At 67.1% G+C, this 20986-nt stretch carries 20 protein-coding genes and 1 pseudogene; 12 read left to right on the top strand and 9 right to left on the bottom strand.

What is annotated here, in order from left to right; all coding sequences use genetic code 11:
* Positions 1–13: 13 nt before the first annotated feature.
* Complete coding sequence (locus ASD37_RS11835) at positions 14–1372, bottom strand: 6-phospho-beta-glucosidase (RefSeq protein ID WP_056551188.1); 1359 nt, start codon at positions 1370–1372, stop codon at positions 14–16.
* Positions 1369–2166 carry a DeoR/GlpR family DNA-binding transcription regulator gene (locus ASD37_RS11830; RefSeq protein WP_235568098.1) on the bottom strand — a complete coding sequence of 266 codons (798 nt, stop codon included), beginning with the start codon at positions 2164–2166 and terminating at the stop codon, positions 1369–1371. Before ASD37_RS11830 ends, ASD37_RS11835 begins: the two co-directional genes overlap by 4 nt.
* A 150-nt stretch (positions 2167–2316) precedes the next feature.
* Here ASD37_RS11830 and ASD37_RS11825 point away from each other — a divergent pair, with 150 nt between their 5' ends.
* From ASD37_RS11825 to ASD37_RS11805, 5 genes are read left to right on the top strand one after another with little or no spacing between them, the layout of a single operon-like run.
* Complete coding sequence (locus ASD37_RS11825) at positions 2317–3303, top strand: carbohydrate kinase family protein (protein ID WP_056551187.1); 987 nt, start codon at positions 2317–2319, stop codon at positions 3301–3303.
* Entirely contained in the window at positions 3300–4661 is a 1362-nt protein-coding gene (locus tag ASD37_RS11820) for an extracellular solute-binding protein (RefSeq protein WP_056551186.1), read from the top strand. Before ASD37_RS11825 ends, ASD37_RS11820 begins: the two co-directional genes overlap by 4 nt.
* A gap of 3 nt (positions 4662–4664) precedes the next feature.
* Positions 4665–5612 carry a carbohydrate ABC transporter permease gene (locus tag ASD37_RS11815; protein ID WP_235568096.1) on the top strand — a complete coding sequence of 316 codons (948 nt, stop codon included), beginning with the start codon at positions 4665–4667 and terminating at the stop codon, positions 5610–5612.
* Positions 5609–6433, top strand: a complete 825-nt coding sequence (locus ASD37_RS11810) for a carbohydrate ABC transporter permease (protein WP_056551185.1) — start codon at positions 5609–5611, stop codon at positions 6431–6433. Before ASD37_RS11815 ends, ASD37_RS11810 begins: the two co-directional genes overlap by 4 nt.
* 35 nt (positions 6434–6468) lie before the next feature.
* Complete coding sequence (locus ASD37_RS11805) at positions 6469–7539, top strand: ABC transporter ATP-binding protein (protein ID WP_056551184.1); 1071 nt, start codon at positions 6469–6471, stop codon at positions 7537–7539.
* Between the two features lie 7 nt (positions 7540–7546).
* Here the strand turns inward: ASD37_RS11805 and ASD37_RS32605 are convergent, their stop codons facing one another.
* Positions 7547–8095: a TetR/AcrR family transcriptional regulator gene (locus ASD37_RS32605; protein ID WP_056551183.1), complete on the bottom strand. Its 549-nt coding sequence runs from the start codon at positions 8093–8095 to the stop codon at positions 7547–7549.
* Between the two features lie 91 nt (positions 8096–8186).
* On the opposite strand from ASD37_RS32605, the gene ASD37_RS11795 reads away from it, so the two are divergent.
* On the top strand, positions 8187–9386 hold the full coding sequence (locus tag ASD37_RS11795; RefSeq protein WP_056551182.1) for an MFS transporter: 1200 nt from the start codon (positions 8187–8189) through the stop codon (positions 9384–9386).
* On the opposite strand, the gene ilvD is transcribed toward ASD37_RS11795, so the two are convergent.
* The gene (ilvD, locus tag ASD37_RS11790) at positions 9379–11226 is read right to left on the bottom strand and encodes a dihydroxy-acid dehydratase (RefSeq protein WP_056551181.1); all 1848 of its coding nucleotides are present in this window, start codon (positions 11224–11226) and stop codon (positions 9379–9381) included. The genes ASD37_RS11795 and ilvD overlap by 8 nt on opposite strands.
* Positions 11227–11303: 77 nt before the next feature.
* Between ilvD and ASD37_RS11785 the strand changes: the two genes are divergently transcribed.
* A complete protein-coding gene (locus tag ASD37_RS11785) occupies positions 11304–12128 on the top strand; it encodes a helix-turn-helix transcriptional regulator (RefSeq protein ID WP_056551180.1) in 825 nt (274 codons plus the stop codon).
* A gap of 2 nt (positions 12129–12130) precedes the next feature.
* On the opposite strand, the gene ASD37_RS11780 is transcribed toward ASD37_RS11785, so the two are convergent.
* Positions 12131–13732: an alkaline phosphatase gene (locus tag ASD37_RS11780; RefSeq protein ID WP_056553066.1), complete on the bottom strand. Its 1602-nt coding sequence runs from the start codon at positions 13730–13732 to the stop codon at positions 12131–12133.
* Positions 13733–13811: 79 nt separating this feature from the next.
* Positions 13812–14273: a MarR family winged helix-turn-helix transcriptional regulator gene (locus ASD37_RS11775; protein ID WP_056553062.1), complete on the bottom strand. Its 462-nt coding sequence runs from the start codon at positions 14271–14273 to the stop codon at positions 13812–13814.
* Between the two features lie 83 nt (positions 14274–14356).
* Here ASD37_RS11775 and ASD37_RS11770 point away from each other — a divergent pair, with 83 nt between their 5' ends.
* Positions 14357–14644: a hypothetical protein gene (locus tag ASD37_RS11770; RefSeq protein ID WP_056553061.1), complete on the top strand. Its 288-nt coding sequence runs from the start codon at positions 14357–14359 to the stop codon at positions 14642–14644.
* Between the two features lie 50 nt (positions 14645–14694).
* The gene (locus ASD37_RS11765; RefSeq protein ID WP_056553058.1) at positions 14695–15201 is read left to right on the top strand and encodes an NUDIX domain-containing protein; all 507 of its coding nucleotides are present in this window, start codon (positions 14695–14697) and stop codon (positions 15199–15201) included.
* Here the strand turns inward: ASD37_RS11765 and ASD37_RS11760 are convergent.
* Positions 15198–16265, bottom strand: coding sequence for an NAD-dependent epimerase/dehydratase family protein (locus ASD37_RS11760; RefSeq protein ID WP_056551179.1), 1068 nt, complete (start codon positions 16263–16265; stop codon positions 15198–15200). The two genes, ASD37_RS11765 and ASD37_RS11760, sit on opposite strands and share 4 nt — an antisense overlap.
* Complete coding sequence (locus ASD37_RS11755) at positions 16265–16729, bottom strand: Rieske 2Fe-2S domain-containing protein (RefSeq protein WP_056551178.1); 465 nt, start codon at positions 16727–16729, stop codon at positions 16265–16267. Before ASD37_RS11755 ends, ASD37_RS11760 begins: the two co-directional genes overlap by 1 nt.
* Before the next feature lie 179 nt (positions 16730–16908).
* Here ASD37_RS11755 and ASD37_RS11750 point away from each other — a divergent pair, with 179 nt between their 5' ends.
* The 3 genes from ASD37_RS11750 to ASD37_RS11740 all read left to right on the top strand — a co-directional run bounded on the left by ASD37_RS11750 (position 16909) and on the right by ASD37_RS11740 (position 19453).
* The gene (locus ASD37_RS11750) at positions 16909–18024 is read left to right on the top strand and encodes a GGDEF domain-containing protein (protein ID WP_056551177.1); all 1116 of its coding nucleotides are present in this window, start codon (positions 16909–16911) and stop codon (positions 18022–18024) included.
* Positions 18025–18127: 103 nt separating this feature from the next.
* Positions 18128–18556, top strand: a complete 429-nt coding sequence (arr, locus tag ASD37_RS11745; RefSeq protein WP_056551176.1) for an NAD(+)--rifampin ADP-ribosyltransferase — start codon at positions 18128–18130, stop codon at positions 18554–18556.
* Positions 18557–18745: 189 nt separating this feature from the next.
* Entirely contained in the window at positions 18746–19453 is a 708-nt protein-coding gene (locus ASD37_RS11740) for an alpha/beta fold hydrolase (RefSeq protein ID WP_056551175.1), read from the top strand.
* Positions 19454–19556: 103 nt separating this feature from the next.
* Here ASD37_RS11740 and ASD37_RS11735 read toward each other — a convergent pair.
* Positions 19557–20908 (bottom strand): annotated as a pseudogene (locus ASD37_RS11735) (HNH endonuclease signature motif containing protein).
* Positions 20909–20986 lie beyond the last annotated feature (78 nt).

Here is a 20986-nt window from a genome sequence, read left to right as displayed (position 1 = left end):
CCGGCGCCGAGCGCTACGCCAACGCCCGTGCCAGGTCCGGATTGGCCGCGAGGTAACCGGCGAGCAGTTCGCGCGCGACGGCGACCGAGTCGACGAGTGGGTGCAGTGCGAACGCCTTGAGCGCTTCCGACGCCGACCCCGTCGCGGCCGCGGAGATGGCATGGCGTTCAACGGCTTTGACTTGCTGCATCAATCCCAGCTGATGGAGGTCCGGCTGGGTCTCCAACGTCAGGGGGTGCACGCCGTTGGCGTCGACCATGGTCGGCACCTCCACCACTGCGTCGTCCGGCAGGCCGGCGATGGTGCCGCGGTTGCGCACGTTGAGGATCATCGTGCGCCTCTCGTCACGGCTGATCGCCGTCATCACCCCAAGCGCCACCCCGGCGTAACCCAGGTGCGCGGGATCGGTTTCGCGATCCCGTTCGACGGTGGGCGCGCCCTGGACGCCGCCCTTGGCCTCCGCCATGTAGCTGGCACCACGCTCGTCGACCGCACCAGTCCACAGCTTGGCCGCGAGGTGGGGTTCGGCGGCGGCGTCGTCGAAGAACCGACCTTGAGTCTCCAACAGGAAATCGCCTCTGGTTTGCGGAGATTCGAGAATGCGCCGCACGGCGTCCCGGTTGAAGTAGTAGTAGTACAGGTACTCGTTGGGAATCAGTCCGAGGGTGCGGAGCCACTCGGCGCCGAACACCTGGGTCTCCTCCATCCGGGCCAGGCGCCGGTCGTCGGCAAGCAGCGCGGGCAGGACGTCGACGCCGTCGACCAGGACCCGCCGCATCCACCCGAGGTGGTTGAGGCCTACGTAGTCCATCTGGATGCGGGTGTGGTCGTAGCCGAGGACGCCGGCCACGCGTCGACCCAAACCCGATGGGGTGTCGCAGATTCCGAGCGCTCGGTCACCCAGCACGCTCTGCAGCGCTTCGGTGATGATGCCGGCTGGGTTGGTGAAGTTCAGGAAGTACGCCTTCGGGGCAACCCGGCGGATGGTCTCGGCGATCTCGCGCATCACCGGCAGGGTGCGCAGGGCGTAGGCGATACCGCCCGGCCCCGTGGTCTCCTGGCCGAGCACGTTCAGGTCGAGCGCGACGTGCTCGTCGCAGCAGCGTTGTTCGACGCCGCCGACCCTGACGGCGGCGAACACGAAGTCGGCGCCCTCCACGGCGGATTCGAGATTGGTGTGGGTGCTCAGGGTGGGTACGTCGGCGAACCCGTCGGCGAGCTGGTCGAGGATGGCGGTGATGGTGGCCAGCCGAGCCTCGTCGACGTCGTAGAGGGCTACCTCCGTCACGCGGGGCGAGCCCTGATCGCGGATGAGGGCTTGCCAGACGTAGGGGGTGCGGAATCCGCCGCCACCGAGGATCACGAGCTTCATGCGACGATGACCTTTCCGCCGCCTTCGCGGCGCTCAGAGATTTCTTCCTCCGGGGTGCCGGGGGTGGTGATGAGCACGTCGACCTCGTCGAGGGAGCACAGCCGTAGCGCCCCCGATCCGGGGAACTTCAGTTCGCTGGCCAGCAGCACGATGCGGTGGGACGCGGCGATCATCGCGTGTTTGATGGGTGCCTCGACGGCCATGTTGTCCAGCACCCGACCGCCGCGAACGCCGGTGCAGCTCAGGAACATCACGTCGGCACTGAGCTGGCCGAGGACCTGTTCGGCCAGTGGCCCCACCAGTGACTGCTGGTTGCGGCGCAGCACACCGCCCAACAGGACCAGCTCGACCGCGTCGTCACTGCGGACCTCGTCGAGCACCGCGAGGTTGGACGTGATGATGGTGACGGGGCGGCCACGGAGTTCCCGTGCGACCAGCGGAGTGCTCGACCCGATGTCGAGCACGACGACGTCGCCGTCACCGACGAGCCGGGCGGCCTCGACCGCCATCCTCTGGCGTAATTCGTAGTCGGCTCGGGTCTCGGAGACGAAGGGGTCCTCGACGCCGCCGGAGTCGGTGATGTTGGCACGGCTGCCCTGGGTGAGCATGGCTCCGCCGTAGAGGCGCTCGAGCTGCCCGCCCTTGGCCAGCACGTCCAGATCGCGGCGGATGGTGGATTCGCTGACGCCCAACGCCTCGGCAAGTTGCACGACCGACTGCCCCCCGCTGCTGAGCGCAGCGAGGATTCGTTCATGGCGTTCGGCGAGGAACATGCCGGGAATCGTACCCACCATCTGACCGACTCTGCGTGACTCTGCGCATCTTTGGATGAAAATTCTCGGATATCCGGCGGAGACGCGGCTGCAACGCTATCGTCACGCAGTGAACGCAGGATGAGCACGCATAGAACGTCAAACTACGTCAGACGGTGGAGGTAGCCGGGAGTGACCGATCGTGACATCGACGTCCTAGTGGCGGGCCGGGTCTTCGCCGACCTGGTCTTCACCGGAGTGCACGCGCCCGAACCCGGCGCCGAGGTGTACGCCGACGGATTCGCGATCTCACCGGGAGGTGCCGCCAACCGCGCAGTTGCCTCCGCGCGCCTCGGGGCTCACACCGCGTTGGTCGCCGAGCTGGGGGACGATCCCATCGGGTCCATCGTCGCGCGCAGTCTGCGCGCCGAGCCCGACCTGGATCTGCGCTTCGCCGTTCAGCGGACGGACTTCCAGATGCCGATCTCCGTGGCGATCACCGACGGCCACGAGCGCTCGTTCGTCACCTACGAGCACTCCGGCGAACTACCGCCCTGGCCGACGTCCAGCCTGGTGCGAGTCGCCCACGTCGGCCTCGGCCGCGGTCCAGTCCACCCTCAGGCAACGCGGCTGCGCGCCAACGGAACCACGATCGTCGGCGGGGTCGGATGGGATCCGTCTGGGCAGTGGTCGGAGACCCTCCTGGACCATCTCCAAGGCGTCGACGTCCTCATCGTCAACGATCACGAAGCGGTCCAATACACCCGAGCGGGCACCGTCGACGCCGCACTCGACGTCCTGGCTCGGGTGGTCGACACGGCCGTCGTGACCCTCGGCCCACGCGGTGCGGTGGCTGCGCAGGGATCCGCCCGGCTGCACGTTCCGGCGATCGCGGTGGACGCCGTCGACCCCACGGGCGCCGGGGACGCCTTCGCCGCGGCCTTCATGGCCGCCACGGCATGGGATTGGGAGCTGCATGATCGGCTGCGGCTGGCCAGCGTGTGCGCCACCTGCTCGGTGCGCAGCGCCGGCGGAGCACGCAGTGCACCCCACCCCGTCGACATCGCGCACCTGCTCGCCGACCACCATTCCGACCCCGGCTGGACCTCGGTCCGGCAGTGGGCAGAACAACACAGTGATCACCCCGTCCCCGCAACCCCAGGAGCACTGACGTCATGACGAAGAACCGACTGTTCCGACTTGGCGCCGCGGTTGCCGCGGCCGGCGTGGTGTTGTCCATGTCTGCCTGCGCCCCAGGACCTTCCGGTGACACGGCGGCCCCGTCCCCGACCAACGAGGCGTCCAAGGACATCTCGTCCGCAGGCCCGGTGACGCTGACCGTCTGGGACCAGAACACCGACGGCGGCATCAACAAGGCCCAAGACCAGCTGAACAATCAATTTCACGAGAAGTATCCGAACGTCACCATCAAGCGGACCGTGGAATCGTTCAGCGATCTGAAGACCACCCTGAAGCTGGCCTTGTCGAGCAACACCCCGCCCGACGTCGTCCAGGCCAACCAGGGCTATCCCGACATGGGTGCCTTCGTCGCCGCCGGGATGCTGCGTCCGATGAACGACTACGCCAAGCTCTACGGTTGGGACGGCTACTACCCGGAGGCGTTGCTCAAGCAGAACAGCTTTAGTAGCGACGGGAAGACCTGGCAGGGCGACACGCTGTTCGGGGTGTCCCAGACCGGTGAGGTGGTGGGCATCTACTACAACCGGCAGTTGCTGTCCTCCCTGGGGCTGCAGGCGCCAAAGACGCTGTCGGACCTGAACTCTGCGATGGCGGCCGCCAAGGCCAAGGGCATTCTGCCGATGGCCTTCGGCAACCTCGACAAGAGCCCGGGAATCCACATGTTCGGCGTCGTGCAGGCTGCACTGGCCGGTGCTCCTGCGGTCGACGAGTTGGTCAGCGGCCAAGGTGGTGCGTGGACCGACGATCCGTCGTTGAAGGCAGCCCAACAGATCGCCGACTGGAGCAAGCAGGGGTACCTGACCCCTGGCACCAACGGGGTGTCGCGCGACGACGCCGTCGCGGGATTCGGCAAGGGCGGGGCCCTGTTCACCCTGACCGGCACGTGGTTGCAGCAGACCATGCAGGACGACCTCGGCCCGAACGCCGGCTTCACGACGCTGACCTCAACCGACGGCAAGCCGGCGACCACCGGCGGTCAGGGACTGGCGTGGGCGATCACGTCGAAGTCGGCGCACCCCGACGTCGCGGCCGCCTACGTCGACTTCATCACCAACGCCAAGGCCGCCCAGACGCTCCTGGACACCGGCAACCTGCCCACCGTCTTGCCTGCGGACTATCAGCCACAGCCGGGCACCGTCGCCGCCGACATCGCGACCCAGTACCGCGACGTCCAGAAGGCCAACGGCGAAGTGCCGTACCTGGATTACTCCACCCCCACCTTCTACGACACCGTCACCGCGGGGATGCAGGAACTCATCGGCGGCCAGTCCGACCCACAACAGTTCGTCGACACCCTGCAGAAGGACTACGCGGACTTCCTCGCGGGCAAGAAGTAGCCCGTGACGCTGCACCAACCCGAGCAGCGGGCGACCACCGAACCGAGTGACGGCGGGGCGGTGGCCGCCACTCGGAGGCGACCGGCCCGCCGCTCGGCAAAGGCGTATCTGTATGTGGCGCCGGCATTTCTGGTCTTCGCCGCCTTCCTGGGTGCGCCGGTGGTGCAGACCGTGCAGTACTCGTTCTTCGACTGGGACGGCATGGGCAGGTCCACCGCCGCCGGGTTGTCGAACTACGTCGCGGTGTTCACCAACGAACGGCTGCGGGACTCCTTCCTGCACGCCGGGGTGTTGATGCTGTTCTACGCTGCCGCACCGGTTCTCATCGGGCTGTTCCTCAGTGCGCTGATCTCTCGGGCGCACGCGATGAGATCCATGTCGTTCTTCCGGACGGTGTTGTTCCTGCCGCAGGTCATCGCGACCGTGGTGATCGCGACCATCTGGATCTCGATCTACTCCCAGGACGGGCTGCTCAACCAGACCCTGCGCCTGGTCGGACTCGACTCCCTCAGTCGCGTCTGGCTGGGCGACCACACCTTCGCCCTCGTCGCGATCGGCTTGGTCGGCACGTGGCTCAACATCGGTCTGTGCCTGGTGCTCTTCCTGTCCGGCATCGGCAACATCGCCCCCGAACTCTTCGAGGCCGCGCGTCTCGACGGGGCAGGCCGGACAAGGGAATTCATCGCGATCACTCTGCCGTCGCTGCGAGGTCAGATCGCCGTCGCGTTGACGCTGACGGTGGTGTCCGCGCTGAAGACCTTCGACCTGGTCTTCATCACCACCCGCGGTGGGCCGGGCAACGCCACGTCCGTTCCGGCCTTCGAGGCCTACAACCGTGCGTTCAACACCGGTCAGGTCGGCCTGGCGTCGGCCATCGCCGTCGTGCTGACGGTCGTGATCGTGCTGCTGACGGTGTCGATCAGCCGCATCGCCCCGCGGGAGTCCGAGTGAACCTGTCCCGCACCGAGAGGGTCGTCAACCAGCTGATCCTGGCCGTCTTCGCGCTGTTCGCGGTGGTTCCGCTGCTGGGGGTGCTGTTGTCGTCGGTGACCCCGGCCAGCCAGAACTCCGGCGGGTTCTCGATTCCGGACTCCGTCGACCTGGGCAACTACGGTGCGGCGTGGAGTCGTGGCAACTTCAGCAGCTACCTGCTGTCAAGCGTGCTCGTCACCGCCGCCGTGGTCATCCTGAGCGTCGTCCTGGCGACACTCGCCGGATTTGCGTTCGCCCGCATGCGCTTTCGCGGCTCTTCGGTGCTGTTCTACCTGCTTCTGATCGGGCTGACCCTGCCGACGGAGGCCTTCATCATCCCGCTGTACTTCAACCTGCGGACGATTGGACTCACCGACACCTACTGGGCGCTGATCCTGCCGCAGACCGCGCAGTCGCTGGCCTTCGCCGTATTCTGGATGCGCAACCAGTTTCGCGCCTTTCCCGGCGAGATCATCGAGGCCGCCCGCCTCGACGGCTGCAGTGACCTACGGGTGCTGTGGCGGGTCGTCGTACCGCCGTCCTTGGCGCCCATGATGACGATGGCCGTCGTCATCACGATGTGGACCTGGAACGAGTTCCTTCTGCCCCTGGTGATGGTGGTGTCGGACAGTCGGCGTACCGCCCCTCTGGGATTGGCGCTGTTCCAGGGCCAACACCTGACCGACTACTCATTGCTGGCCGCGGCCGGGGTGATGGTCGCACTGCCCATCGCCGTGCTGTTCTTCGCGCTGCAGAAGCGCTTCATCAACGGCATGGTCGGCGGCATCTCGTCGCGCTGACCGCGTCCCCACCACCACCACTCACAGGAGCGCCCATGGCCGCCATCCGGTTCGAGAAGGCTCAGCACTGGTATCCCAACGCGCCGACGGCGGCGGTGGCAGGCATGGACCTGGACATCGCCGACGGCGAGTTCATGGTGCTGGTCGGACCCTCCGGCTGCGGCAAGTCGACGACGCTGCGGATGTTGGCAGGCCTCGAAGAGCTCACCGCCGGCTCCATTTACCTTGGTGATCGGGACATCTCGACGACGGCGCCCAAGGACCGCGACATCGCGATGGTGTTCCAGAACTACGCGCTGTACCCCCACATGACCGTGGGAGGCAACATGGAATTTTGCCTCAAGAACGCCGGCATGTCCCGCGACGAACGCAAGCGCCGGGTGGCTGCGGCCGCGAAGACGTTGGGGCTTACCGACTACCTCGACCGCAAGCCCAAGGCGTTGTCGGGTGGTCAGCGCCAGCGGGTGGCGATGGGGCGGGCCATCGTGCGCAACCCCCAGGTCTTCTGCATGGACGAGCCGCTGTCCAACCTGGACGCGAAGATGCGCGTGCAGACCCGCACCGACGTCGCCAAACTGCAACGCGACCTTGGCGTCACCACCGTCTACGTCACCCACGACCAGACCGAGGCGATGACGATGGGTGATCGCGTCGGCGTCATGAAGGACGGCGTGCTGCAACAGGTTGGCGCTCCCATGGAACTCTACGACCGCCCCGCGAACGTCTTCGTGGCCGGATTCATCGGCTCGCCTGCGATGAAGTTCTTCGACGCGGACGTCGACGGCTCCTCGGTGACGGTGTGCGGACACCCGATGGCGTTGGCGCCCTCCGGTGGCCACGACGGCCCTGTCGTGGTGGGAGTGCGTCCGGAGGGTTGGCGATTGACGACCCCCGGCGCCGGCATCCCCGTCACCGTCGGGGTGGTCGAGACCCTGGGTGCCGACGCATACCTGTACGGCACGGCGCGACTCGAGGGCGGTGACGCCGACGTCATCGCCCGCATCGGCAACCGCGAACGCGTCGGGACGGGCGACACGGTGCACGTCACCGCCGACAGCGACGCGATTCACCTGTTCGACCGGGTGACCGGAGTGCGCCTGAGCTGACCGCCGGTCAGCCCCCGGGCGGCTTGGCCGTCTTGGTGATGCGGTCGACGACGTCGAGCAGTCCCTGGTCAGCCTCCGACGTCGGGGGATGTCCGCCCAACGCGCGGTTGAGCGCGTTGTAGTAGAGACCGTCGCCGATCAGTTTCACCGCACGTGCGACGTCGAGGTCGCCGAGCGCGTCGTGCAGGATGGCCAGCCAGTCGTCGGAGGCTGCTTCGATTGCCGCCCGCGCTCGGCCGTCACCGGACTGGCGCAACCTGGAGACCGCCACCAGGGCGCGGTCCAGGGGGGTGTTCGCGTACTGCGACGAGCGGACGTAGTAGCGGGCGGGACCCTCGTCCGAGGCGCGCATCGCCTCGGCATCCCTGGCCGCCAGAGTCGCCAGTAGGTCGCAGAGCCCAACGGCGAGTTGGTCTTTGGACGGGAAGTGATAGAGCAGCCCGCCCTTGGATACGTCTGCCCTGGCGGCCACCGCTTCAAGCGTGGCTTGCCGCTCACCCCCGGTGATGAGGAGGTCCGCATACGCGTCCAGGATGCGGTCCCGGGAAGAGGTCACGAACTCAGTTTACGATGACCGTCCCGAAGTGTACCGTCTGGACGGTGTAGTCCCATGGCTTGGCATGGGCACGGAGTGGAGGAACGGGACGATGGGCACCTACCGGAACCTGTTGCGGGTGCCCGGCGTGGTGAACGTGACGGCCTCGCAGCTCTTCGCGCGCCTGCCGTTGGGCATGCTGTCCCTGGCGATCCTGATGCACGTGCACCGACTGACCGGTTCCTACGGGCTGGCGGGCATCGTGGTCGTGGCAGTCGGCGCGGGCGAAGCCGTCGCCATGCCGCTCACCTCGCGCCTCGCCGGCCGCGTCGGGGTGGCTCCCACACTGATGACGGCCGCGGTGATCAACGCCGTCGGCACCCTGGGGCTGGCCTTCGCCGGGTCGTCCGCGTGGGCGTTGACGGCGCTCGGCGTGGTCGCGGGCGCCTCCATGCCCCCGCTGATGCCGGTTGTGAGGGCCCTCTACCCCCGGATGGTCCCCGACGACGAGGTGCGCACTCTCTTCGCGCTCGACACCACGGCGCAGGAATTGATCTGGGTCGTGGGCCCCGTCGCGGCCACCGTTCTGGCGTCGTCGATTTCCACGATGTTCCCGTTGATCCTGTGTGCGGCGGTCACCCTCGTAGGGACCGTCTGGTTCCTCCTCGGCTCTCGCCACCTGCACCCGGAGAAGGCGGTGAACGAGACCATGTTCGGCCGCGTGCTGCTGCACCGGGCAGTGATCGTGGCGATGGTGTCCAGCCTGGTCCTGGTGGCGTCCTTCACTGCGCTCGAGGTGGGCATCATCGCCGCGCTGGGCAAGGACGGCTTCACTGCCGGAGCGGCGATCGCCTCGGCAAGTGTCGGTTCGCTGTTGGGCGGCTTGGTGTTCGGGCATCGGCGCCTCGGCCTGTCCGGTGTCGTCGTGGCGCTGTCGACCGTTGGCGTCGGAGTCGGCCTCTACGGCTTCGCCGACGGACTGCCACTGCAATTCGTGGCCTTGTTCATCTCGGGCGTCGGATTCGCTCCGGCGATGTCTGCCCTGTACCTCATGGTGTCGCGAGAAGTCGGTCAGGCCATGGCCACCGAGGCGTTCGGCTGGCTCAGCAGCGCGGCGATCGTGGGGGGTTCCATCGGCACCGCCGTCGCAGGCGTGGCCACCGACGCGTACGGCCCGCGCGGTGCGCTCGCGGTGTCGCTCGTCATGACCGTCCTGTCCGCGGTCAGTCCGCTCGTCGCCAGGGCGTTCGGTCCGCTACCCGGCCTCGCCAAGGTCCCGGCGCCGCGCGCGCCAGCACCGTGCGTCAACTGAGCCGCGACACGTCTCTGACAGCGCCACGATCGGCAGACGTGGCCATGGCCGCATAGGCCCGAAGAGCGCTGGACACCTTGCGATTCCGCGACGCCGGCCGATAGCCGCCATGGTCGAGACACCGCTCGCGTCGGACGTCCAAGACCTCACCGGGCACCAGCAGTTCGATGCGACGAGCCGCCACGTCGATCTCGATGACATCGCCGTCCTCGACCAGGGCAATCACGCCACCGGCGGCCGCTTCGGGTGACACGTGTCCGATCGCGAGGCCCGAGCTCCCACCAGAGAAGCGACCATCGGTGACCAGTGCGCATACCCGGCCAAGCCCACGCCCCTTGAGAAATGACGTCGGGTGCAACATCTCCTGCATTCCGGGACCGCCTCGAGGCCCCTCGAAGCGCACCACCAGGACGTCTCCGGCCATGATGCGTCCACCCAGAATCGCGTCGACCGCTTCCTCCTGAGACTCGACGACCACCGCAGGCCCTCTGAAGTGCTGCATGGTCGCGTCGATCCCCGCAGTCTTTAGCACGCAGCCGTCTTCTGCGAGATTGCCGCGCAGCACCGCAAGGCCGCCGTCGACCGAGTAGGCGTGAGCGACGTCGCGGATGCAGCCACCGTGGCTGTCGCGGTCCAGCGACTCCCACCGGTTCGACTGTGAGAACGCCGTTGCGGATCGTCGACCACCCGGCGCGGCGCCGAACAGTTCGACGGCGTCGGCGGACGGCTCGGCTCCGCGGATGTCCCAGTTGTCGAGCCATTCGACGAGGTTGGGTGCATGCACGGAATGGACGTTCTGGTCGAGGACGCCGCCGCGGCTCAATTCCCCGAGCAGTGCCGGGATTCCGCCGGCGCGGTGCACGTCCTCCATGAGGTGGACCCCGTTGGGCGCGACCTTGCACAGGCACGGCACGCGGCGGGCAATCGCATCGACGTCGTCGAGGGTGAAGTCGAGCTCGGCCTCCTGTGCCGCCGCGAGGAGATGGAGCACCGTGTTGGTGGACCCACCCATTGCGACGTCCATCGCCATCGCATTGGCGAACGCGGCGCGGCTCGCCACCCGTCGGGGCAGCACCCGTTCGTCGTCGTCGTCGTACCACCGGTGCGCGATCTCGACCACCAGAGCGCCGGTTCGCTCGTAGAGACCGCGCCGCGCAGTGTGAGTGGCCAACGTCGAGCCGTTCCCCGGCAGGGCAAGCCCTAGCGCTTCGACCAAACAATTCATCGAATTGGCGGTGAACATGCCGGAACACGATCCGCAGGTTGGGCAGGCCGCGTCTTCGATTAGCGCCAGATCGGCGTCGCTCACCGCGGTGTCCGCGGCGCCGCTCATGGAGTCGATGAGGTGGAGCCCGGACCGGACCGTGCCGTCGACCAGGGTTGCCCGCCCGCCCTCCATCGGGCCACCCGAGACGAACACCGTCGGAATGTCGAGGCGTAGCGCCGCCATCAACATGCCAGGAGTTATCTTGTCGCAGTTGGATATACAGACCAACGCGTCGGCGCAATGAGCCTCCACCATGTACTCGACCGAATCGGCGATGAGCTCTCGGGACGGCAACGAATAGAACATTCCGGCGTGTCCCATGGCGATGCCGTCGTCGACCGCGATCGTGTTGAACTCGCGCGGAATCCCGCCTGCCTCCCGAACTGCCTCGGAGACGATGCGCCCCACCGGCTGCAGGTGGGTGTGGCCGGGGACGAATTCGGTGAAGCTGTTGGCGACGGCCACTATCGGCTTGCCAAAGTCCTCACGGGCGACCCCGGCGGCCATGAGCAGCGCGCGAGCGCCAGCGGCGTTTCGGCCGTGGGTGACGGTTCTTGATCGAAGCTCTGGCATGTCTCGACCCTCCCCGACCACGGGCTTCTCGAGAAGACGGCTCTACTACTAGTAGTGAGAGCACTAGCATCGACACCGTGAGTGGCGAGTCCGAGCGTCGATCCGAGATGGGCGCGTTCCTGCGATCTCGACGTGAACAAATGCCTCGCGCTGCGCACAACCTGCCGCCGCTGCCTCGGGGGCGTGTGAACGGCCTTCGCCGCGAGGAGGTGTCGTACCTTTGCGGCGTAAGTGTCACCTGGTACACGTGGCTCGAACAGGGCAGGGCGATCACGCCATCCCGCCAAGTGCTCGATGCCGTCGCCCAGACGCTGCGCCTCAGCGGCGCCGAACACGAGTACCTGCTGGGACTGGCCGGATACGCCGCGCCCATACCGTCGGTGCCGCTCGCCATCGCACCAACGCCGCCGCACATCCAGCGGTTGCTCGACGAACTCGGTGACAGGCCCGCCTACGCACTCTCCGCCGACTGGTCCATCGCCGGGTGGAACGCCGCCTACGCAGCTCTCTATCCCAACGTGGCTCGCACCGAACCCGGCCAGCGCAACCTCCTCTGGTTGGTGTTCACCGATCCCGCGGTGCGCGACCTGCTCGACGACTGGGAGGTCACCAGTCAACGATTCCTCGCGGAGTTCCGCGCCGAGACGGCGTCCCGACTGACCGACTCTCACATCCAGGATCTCGTCACGCGCCTGCGCGAGGCCAGCCCCGAGTTCCGTGCGGGATGGGACGGGCATCCAGTTGCCGGATTCGTGTCGCGCGAGCGCACCTTCCATCATCCGACCGTCGGAACCCTGCATCTCGAGCACCATCAACTACGCGCGTCAGACCATCCGGACCTACAACTCGTCATCTACACACCGCTGGACGACGTCACGCGGACCCGCCTCGCGCAGGCATGACGCTACGCAGACGGCAACGTCTTGGTGTACAACGACTTTCCCGTTGCGTCGCATAGCGTGACCGTCAACGCCCGGGAGTCCGAATCGATACTGACTTCGCCGAAGTGTTGGTAGCCCTCGGCCGGGGAGGCGTTCTTCTCCTTGGGGGCATGGACGAACTCGTAGCGCGCGCCGAAGGTGCCGTCGAGCGGGCTCTCCGGAAACGCACCCGCGTTCAGCGGTCCGGACACGAACTCCCAGAACGGCGTGAAGTCGGTGAAGCCGGCGCGCTTCGGGTGATAGGAGATCGCCGCGGTGTAGTGCACGTCGGCCGTGAGGTACACGACGTTGCGTACCTCCTTGGTCTCGGACAGAATCCGCGAGAACGCGATCTCACGGCCCAACGGGCGCCCATTTTCACCCTGCGCCACCGCCTCCATGGACGGCGGACCGCCGACGGGGTCCGACGCCGCATCCGGCACCACGATGCTGATTGGTAAGTCGTTGGCGACGACCTTCCAGGCCGCCGTCGAGTTCTTCAACCCGTCGATCAACCACTGAGTCTGTTGGCGCCCAAGGATTCCGCCGTCGTCGGATTGTCCCCACGCGTTGGGGTTTGGGTCCTTGTAGGAGCGCATGTCCAGGACGAAGACGTCGAGCAAGGGTCCGTAGGCGATCTTGCGGTGCAGTCGACCGTCCACGGCCTCCGAGGGCTCGACGGGCTGCCACTCGCGCCACGCCTGAGACGCGTACCCGGCCAGCTCGTTCACGTCGACGGTGGTGTAGCCCTTGCGGTTCTGCCCCGCGAGCGACTCGCCGGGGAACCAGTTGTTCAGCACTTCGTGGTCGTCCCACTGAATCAGTTGGGGGACTGAGGCGTTGAATCGGCGGTAGTGCTCGTCGGTGAGGTTGTAGGCGTAATTGCCGCGGAAGTCGTCGAGCGTCTGAGCCACGTGGTCCTTGGCCGGCGCCGTCACATTTGCGTACGTGCCGCCGTCGTTCTGCTTCTGTGTCTCGGGCACCGGACCGTCGGCATAGATCGCGTCACCGGAATGGATGAAGAAGTCCGGTCGACGATCGGCCATGGCGTCGAAGATCGCCATGCCGCCCTGCTTGCTGATTCCCCACCCCTGGCCGACGACGTCACCCGACCACACGAACGTGACGGCGCGTGGCTGTGTGGCAACGGTTTTGAAGACACCGACCGCCGGCTCCGACCTGGCACCGTCCTCACCCTCCAGGGTCACCCGGTAGTGCACCGTCTGCCCCGGTTCGAGGCCGGTGACGCGGATGCGCGCGGTGCCGTCGGAGACCGGGGTCAACCGAGGTCCGTCGATGCGGACGGCATTCGAAAACGATTCCGTGGCAGAGGTTTCGACGATCATGCGGGCAGGGGAGTCGGAGCGGGCCCACACCAGTGCGCCGTCAGTACGTGGATCACCGCTGGCGACACCGTGGGTGAGTCGCGGCCGACTGGCGATCAGGCCCGTACTCGTCGGCGGCCCGCCGGTGCCCGCGGCGCCACAAGCCTGCAGGGCCGCGGTTGCGGGCACGAGCAGTGCCCCGGCCAACGAGGCGCGCAGGACGGAACGACGGCCAATCTGTCGGTGCTCGGGAGGGGCCATGCGGGCCAGCATGCGGCGTCTGGGCGACGCGACGGCCAACTGCGGTCGGGGGCGTGGTGTCGGGCGGGTGTTGCGTACGTTAACGGTCCGCGGCGCCCGACCTGCCTTCAATACCGTCGGTGAACCGCTCGAGTGCTGCCGCGAAGGCCGCCGCCTCCCCGGCTGGCCACCCGGACAAGACGTCGTCCATCGCCGAACCCAGCGCACGTCGCGTGGCCGCGAGGGCGGTCGTGCCGGCAGGTGTCAGCGCGAGCCGCGTGGCACGGGCGTCGCCGGGGTCGACCGTGCGGTGGACCAGCCCACTGGCTTCGAGCTTGCTGGCGTAGCGGGTGGTGGCAGAGCGGTCCACCCCGATGACCGAGGCGAGATGGGTGGCGGTCGTCGGGCCGAGACGCCCAAGCCCGGACAACACGGGGTACGTCGTGACGTCCAGTCCGTCGACCCCGTCAACGAGTCGCTGGTAGAGGTGCTGCCGTGTGCTGCGGAGCAACAGTCGGCCCAGCTGGTCGGCAACCCGGTCCCCGGGCGAAGAGGCGGTCACCTTCAAAAGGTTACGTGACTTCTGCACGCATCGACGCTAACTTGGTATGTGTGCAAAATGCACGCATAGACGAGGAGGTCAACATGAGTGACACCACCCCGATCCGTCCGGAGGACGTGCTCGCAGACGGCGTGGAGGCGACGACGTTCGGCGGACTCGACGTCCGCAAGGGCACCGTGGCCGCGTTCGTCGCCAACGCCAAGAAGCTCGCGCTTCTAGAGCAGGACGACGTCGGCCGCGAACCGCTCGAACACGAGCTTCTGGCCCTGGCGCCGGCGGTGCGCGCCGTCGGGCTTCTCGACGTCTTCGCTCCGCGTTCGGCGGACATCGCCGCGATCCTCGGCCAAGACGTAGTCAGAGGCCGACGGTAGCGTGCGTGGCCAAGGGGCTGACGGATCCCGACCCGCTAACGTCGTCGTCGATGTCCGACTTGCCGTTCCGCCAGTCCTGCCGAGGCCTCGTGCTGACCGGTGAGCGGATTCTCCTGGCCGAGCACAGGATTGGGGCCGCGGGCACCGTGTGGGTCGGCCCAGGCGGAGGGATTGAGGCGGGCGAGGGTCGCCTCGAGGCGCTGGCGCGTGAACTGCACGAGGAGACCGGGCTGGTCCTCACCTCCGACCATGTCCCGCAGCCGGTTTGGATACAGACCGCCGTGTTCCCCGAGATGCGCGCCGACGGCGACCAGGGCGTCGTCAACCACTACTTCCTGATCCACGTCAACCACTTCGAGCCGGCAAGCGGCGTCGCCGCGGGGGCTGCGGGCCATCCCGAACGGGAGGGCATCGTGGACCTGCGGTGGTGGACCCTGTCGGAGATCGAGGCGGCCTACGGTACCGGAGTGCGATTCTCGCCAAGGGCCCTGCCGGACCTGTTGAGGTCGCTCCTGCATGGAGGTGCGCCTCAGTCGCCGATCGCGATTGGGCTCTAAGGCAACCGGCGCGACGAGATCAGCCCCTCGGTGAGGTCGCGACGCAGGAGGTCGATTAGCGAGCGCGGCCGAAGCGATGGGCTGGTGGTGTGTGCACGCTGCGCGATCCCCTCCAGCAGATCGGCCAGCGCCTCCTGTGCGGTCCACTTCGGCGCCCATTCGAGTTCCGTGCGCGCACGCGAGCAGTCGAGCAGCGGGACGCTGAACGCCAGATCGAGCCATCCCCGGTCGACGTGTTGCAGCCGGGTCCGCCATGTCAGGTTCACCAGGGCGCCGAGCAGGCCGGACGGAACGTGGACCGCCCGCGCACCCAGCACGGCGGCGACGTCGTCCCGTCCCATCGGGGGTTCAGCTGCCAGGTTGAATGGTCCCGTCGCACGGCGTTCGACGGCGAGCACGATGGCGGCCGCGACGTCGTCGGCGTGGACCAGAGGGATGCAGAGCTTCCTGTCCAGCGGCAGAATCGGCAGCCACGGAACCAGTTGCATCGGACCGTATCCCGGCAGGCCGTAACGCATGAGGCCACTGGCGGCGGCGCGCTGGAGGATGAAGCCGGGACGCATGCGTGCGATCGGGATGGCTGCGCTGCCGAGCCGCCCCTCGTACTCGTCGAGGATCGTCTCGGCCGCCGACTTGTCGCGGCTGTACGGGGAGGTGTCGATGCCGGTGGTCCGCCACGATTCGTCGACCCGCTTGCCGTAGCGGCCCCCGGCATACGTGCCGACCGACGACATGTGGACCAGTTGACCGACGCCGCTGGTGTGAGCCGCCTGCAGCACTGCCGACGTCCCTCCGACGCCGAGGCGGTTGAGATAGTCGACGTCGTGGGTGGGCTGGAAACCCCAGGCCAGGTGGACGACGACGTCAGCTCCGTCGAATACGTTGCGCAACTTGGAGATTGCGTCCGAATCGGTGAGGTCCAGGCTGCGCCAGTCGACCCGCTGGTAGACGCCCTGAGCCGACGGCGGCCGACGCACCACGCCGATGACGTCGTGTTCGGCGGGCAGCGCGCGAAGGAGAGCGGTTCCGACGTTGCCGCTCGCTCCTGTGATCACGATGCGCATCAGTTAAAGCCTTCCGCGAGCCAAATGGCGCCGTCCCGGACCTCGACGGTGAACGTGCGAAGCGGCGCGACGTTACCGAACGTCTTGATGGCCCACGAGTACGGCTTGAATCCGAAGATGCGGCCCTTCGGGCCCGACCTCATGGTGCCGTCGGTGACGTCGTAATCAGCCCGGTGCCAGGGGCATTGCAGACAGCCGTCGTCGGTGACCCGACCTCGCCCCAATTTCGCGAATTGGTGGCGGCACAGGTTGCTGAGGGCGAACGGCGCGCCGTCCGGGGTCAGGCCGACGGCCAGGACGCCGTGCTCAGGAGTGCTCACCTCGGCGACCCGCCGTTCGTCGAGCTGGTCGACGGCCAGTAGGCGCCGACCCGTCGCCTGCAGCGGATGGTCGTGAACTATCGGCGGCAGGAGACCTGCGGTCTCGACCCCGCGCCCGTGAGGGTCGTTGCGAAGATGACTCATCGAGCGCAGATACCCGAGGCGCGACGGCCGAAACGAGACGACATGGAGTGTGGCCCCCGTCCCGTTTGCCACCGGGGCGCCTCGCGCATCGGCCTGACCGACTACCCTCGACTAGCTGACTGCTGCGCCGCTGGACGGGCGGCCGGAAACGGGCCAACGCGGGGGTAGCCATGGTGAGTATGCGATTGCTGGTGTATTCGAAGAGCGTCGAGGCATTCAACGGTTTTGTCCAGCAGTGGTGGCGCGAGCCGGTGGACTACTGCGCTCAGGTCGAGTACTTCGGCAAGCGTTCGATGGCGCGTGCCATCCAGACCCTGATCGGGCTCGGCACTGGCATGCACGGCATCGTCACCCTGACGCTGATCCTGCCGTTCGTCGGGACCCTTGCCTCTCAGATCGTCGTGGCGCTGTTCGGGCTCTTGCAGATCTTCTGGGGACTGTCGTGGTGCTTCCGAGCGTGGCCGTCGCGCGCGAAGTCCCTGGCCTTCGCCGTGACGGCGGACATCGGGATAGCCGCGATGATGCAGGTCGACGCGAGCTGGCTAGCCGGCCTGTTCGGGTTCAACGCTTTCGCGATGATCTCGGTGTACCTGATGTTCTTCGACGGACCAAAGGTTCTTGCCGGACACGCATTCTGGGTGCTTCTGTCGTCCGCGGTGTACGCGATGCAGATCAGTGAAAGTACCGCCTTCCCCACCGTGTCGTTCACCCTGAGTGCGGTCGCAGCGATCGCGCCGTTGGTTTTCAGCCCGCTGGGTGTCCAACTGGGAATCTGGGCGATGCGGAAGGACGCCCACGAGTCGGTCACCGACCCGCTGACCGGTCTGCTCAACCGGCGTGGGCTGTCCCTTCACGTCGAGGACCTCTTGCGCGACACCCCGCCGGGGTGCACCGAGGTGGTCGTTGTGGTGGTCGACCTGGACCGCTTCAAGGACGTCAACGACACCTTCGGCCACCACGTCGGCGACGAGGTCCTGATCCGCAGTGCGCGACGAATCAAGTCGGCGGTTCGCGGCAGCGCATTGGTCGCCCGTGTGGGTGGCGAAGAATTCGTCGTCGTCGACCTCGCCGACCGCGGCGTCGAGGATCGGTGGGACTTCGACCGGATCAGGAAGGCCATCGCTGCACCTGCCCCGCACGAGATCACCGCAAGCGTGGGGGTGACGAGTATCAGCCTTGCCAGTTTCACAGAGCCAGGATCGAATGGCGTCGCGTTGATCGACAGCTGCATCGCGTCCGCCGACCGCGCGATGTTCGATGCAAAACGCAATGGTGGCAACGCCACGATCACTTAGCGCCCCTGCCCCTTTCACTATATGGCGGGGTAGGGGGCTTGCGGCAAGACCCCCATGAGGCGGCACAATCTTGCCGCAACGTAGCCGAGAGCGGGGAGTCGTCGTGCCGAGTTCACCAAAACCCTTTGAGCGACACGAGTCTGGTGCGTTCCTTCACGGCACCAGGGCAGACCTCGAGGTCGGTGATCTGCTGGTTCCGGGGCGGTACTCCAATTACGAAGAGGGGCGCGTCATGAACCACGTGTACGTGACCAAGACGCTGGATGCCGCGGTGTGGGGAGCGGAATTCGCCAAGGGGGACGGCAGGTGTCGCGTCTACCTTGTGGAACCCGAAGGCGCAGTCGAGGACGACCCGAACGTGACCGACAAGAAGCTGCCGGGCAACCCGACGCTCTCCTACCGCACCCGCGAACCCGTGCGAATCGTCGGCGAACTGACCGACTGGCAGGGCCACTCCAAGGAGCAACTTCACGCCATGCGCGACGGTCTGGCCGAGCTGAGGCGTCGCGGGCTCGACGTCATCTACGACTAGCCACCTCACGAAGTAGGTCTCGCCGACATCTCCGCGTTCGTGAGCTCTGGCAGGAAGATCGAGTGGATTTCCTGCCACGGTTCACGAACGCGAGCAGAGCCTCGCTGCAGTCGCAGCTGCTGCATCCGTCCGCTCTGGCTACCATCGACGAACCGGAGCAGGACGACTCGGCGGGCGGAGGCACGTGAGATGCGGTCGACGACGGTCCCGGCCGACGACGGAACCCTGTTGCACGTGGGCGTCACCGGAGCCGGCCCGGACGTCGTGGTCCTCTCCGGTGGGCCAGGGTGTGTCCACTACCTCGAGGACGACGATCTCGCGCCGCGTGGGATGCGGGCGTGGTACCCGGAGCCAAGGGGAGTGGGACGTTCCGAGGGTGGGCCGCACGACCTCGGACAGGCCGTCACCGACCTCGAGGCGGTGCGAAGGTATGCAGGCGTTGACGATTGGAGCGTTCTCGGCCACTCCTGGGGATCGGACCTTGCGGTGCGGTATGCGCTGGATCATCCCGACCGGGTGAAACTGGTGGTCGGGATCGCCGGCCATGGATTGCACAAGGACCGCACGTGGTCGCAGGTGTACGAAGCGGCGCGGCACCTCGAGGACGACGTCGTGATCGACTGGGTGCCAGCGGTTCACGCCGCGCTCAACGACTCGTTCGTGCAGTGGATCCACCAGCCCGACCTGTTCCGGCGCCTCGCCGACTCCACCGTTCCCATGTCGTTCATCGCCGCGGAGAACGACATTCGCCCGTCGTGGCCGTTGCGGCAACTCGCCGCGCTGGTGCCCGGCGGCAGTTTCGAGGAACTTCCCGGCGCCGACCACAATATCTGGACCACCGACCCGCGCTTCTGGGTCGAGACCGTGACGCGGGCGTTGACGGCGCGCGGGGGCTGAGGCGGGCTCTGCGGGCGGTGGTGACCTGACCGCCTTGCACCCCGCACGGTGCGTAACCGCGCGTGAAAGTGGTTGGTGCACAGCCAACCCGGAACCCTCACCGTCACGGGCCCGGTTCGGCGAGTAACCGTTCCGGGTGGTGGAGGTAGTTGACGCGGGCTTGGCCGACGTCGATGGGTGATGGAGGGATCCATTCGACGACGCCACTGCGGATCTGCACTGTCCAGCCTTCTTCGGCGAGGCGGTTGTCTCCGCCGCAGGCGAACACCACTTCGTCGATGTCGGTTTGTCCGTTGTTCTTGGCCCAGCCGTTGGTGTGATGCACCTGGGTGCCGTAGCCGGGGACGGTGCACCCGGGTTTGGTGCACCCGCGGTCGCGGGCGTGGAGATCCGCTGACCGACTGAGGCGAGGCGTTTGGTGCGGCCGAGGTAGAGGGCTTGGTTGGTGTGCTTGTCGAACACCGCGAGGTAGTGGTGGGCGTGGGAGGCGATCCGGATCACGTCTGCCATCGGGAGCAGTGATCCTCCGCCGGTGACACCACTGCCGCGGGCGGCTTCCAGGTCTTGCAGGGTGGTGGTCACGATGACCGTGACCGGCAAGCCGTTGTGCTGACCCAACTCGCCGGAGCTCAACGCGGTACGGGCAATCGCAATCAGCGCGTCATGGGTGCGTTGCCCGTGGTTGCGGGTGTCGGAGTCGATCTGCTCCTGTGACGGTGTCCCCGAGGTGCAGGGTTCGCAGTCGTCGGGGTTGCACATCCCGGGGGCGGACAGTTTGGACAGGCCCGGTTCCAGCGTGGCCCGTGCTTCGGGATCGAGCAGTCCGGTGATGCGGCTCATCCCGTCGGCTTGCTGCGGCCCGATCGTCACGCCCCGTTTGCGGGCCCGGTCCCGGTCGTCGGGTTCGGGTCCGTCCTGGTCGATCGCGGCGGCCAACTTCTCCGCGGCCTTGCGCACCTCGTCCGGCCCGGTGCTGGACCCGACGACCACCAACGTCTTCTCCGAGAGTTCCCGCACCTCGGGGTCGACCCGAGCCGGGAGCTTGTCCAGGAAGGACCGGATCTCGGTGACGTGCTCCGGACCGATCGCACCGTTGCCCTGTGCCGTCGCGGTCGGGGCCAGCAGCGGATCCAGCGGTTCACCGTTGAGCGCAGTCCTCGGCCCCAGCTCCTTGGCGTCGGCCAACCGGCGCTTGGCGTCCTTGCCCGAGATCGGCAACCGCTGCAATAACACGCTTTTCAGCGACTTGGCGCCCAGCTCGACGGCGGAGGCTTCACGTTGCAACCGGGCGATCACCCGATGCCCAACCGCCGGCAGCTGCCAGGTGACGGTTTCCAGTTCACCCAGCAGCTCCAGCAGTTCGAGGTGGGTGAACTCGTCGAAGGAGCGCTCCAGGAGTTCGGCCGTGGCGGCCTGGTACGCCGCAACTGCTGCGGTGACCCGATCCGAACTCATACTCGAACACTAGTGCGACCCGCCGACAAGAAATCCGGATCTGTGACGCTTGAAACCGAAGTGACACAGGAGGATTGG

Origin of the sequence: Mycobacterium sp. Root135 (genome assembly GCF_001426545.1) — a bacterium.
Taxonomy (GTDB): domain Bacteria; phylum Actinomycetota; class Actinomycetes; order Mycobacteriales; family Mycobacteriaceae; genus Mycobacterium.
The sequence above is the reverse complement of the archived record's forward strand: the minus strand, read 5'-3'. Positions and strand labels throughout refer to the sequence as shown.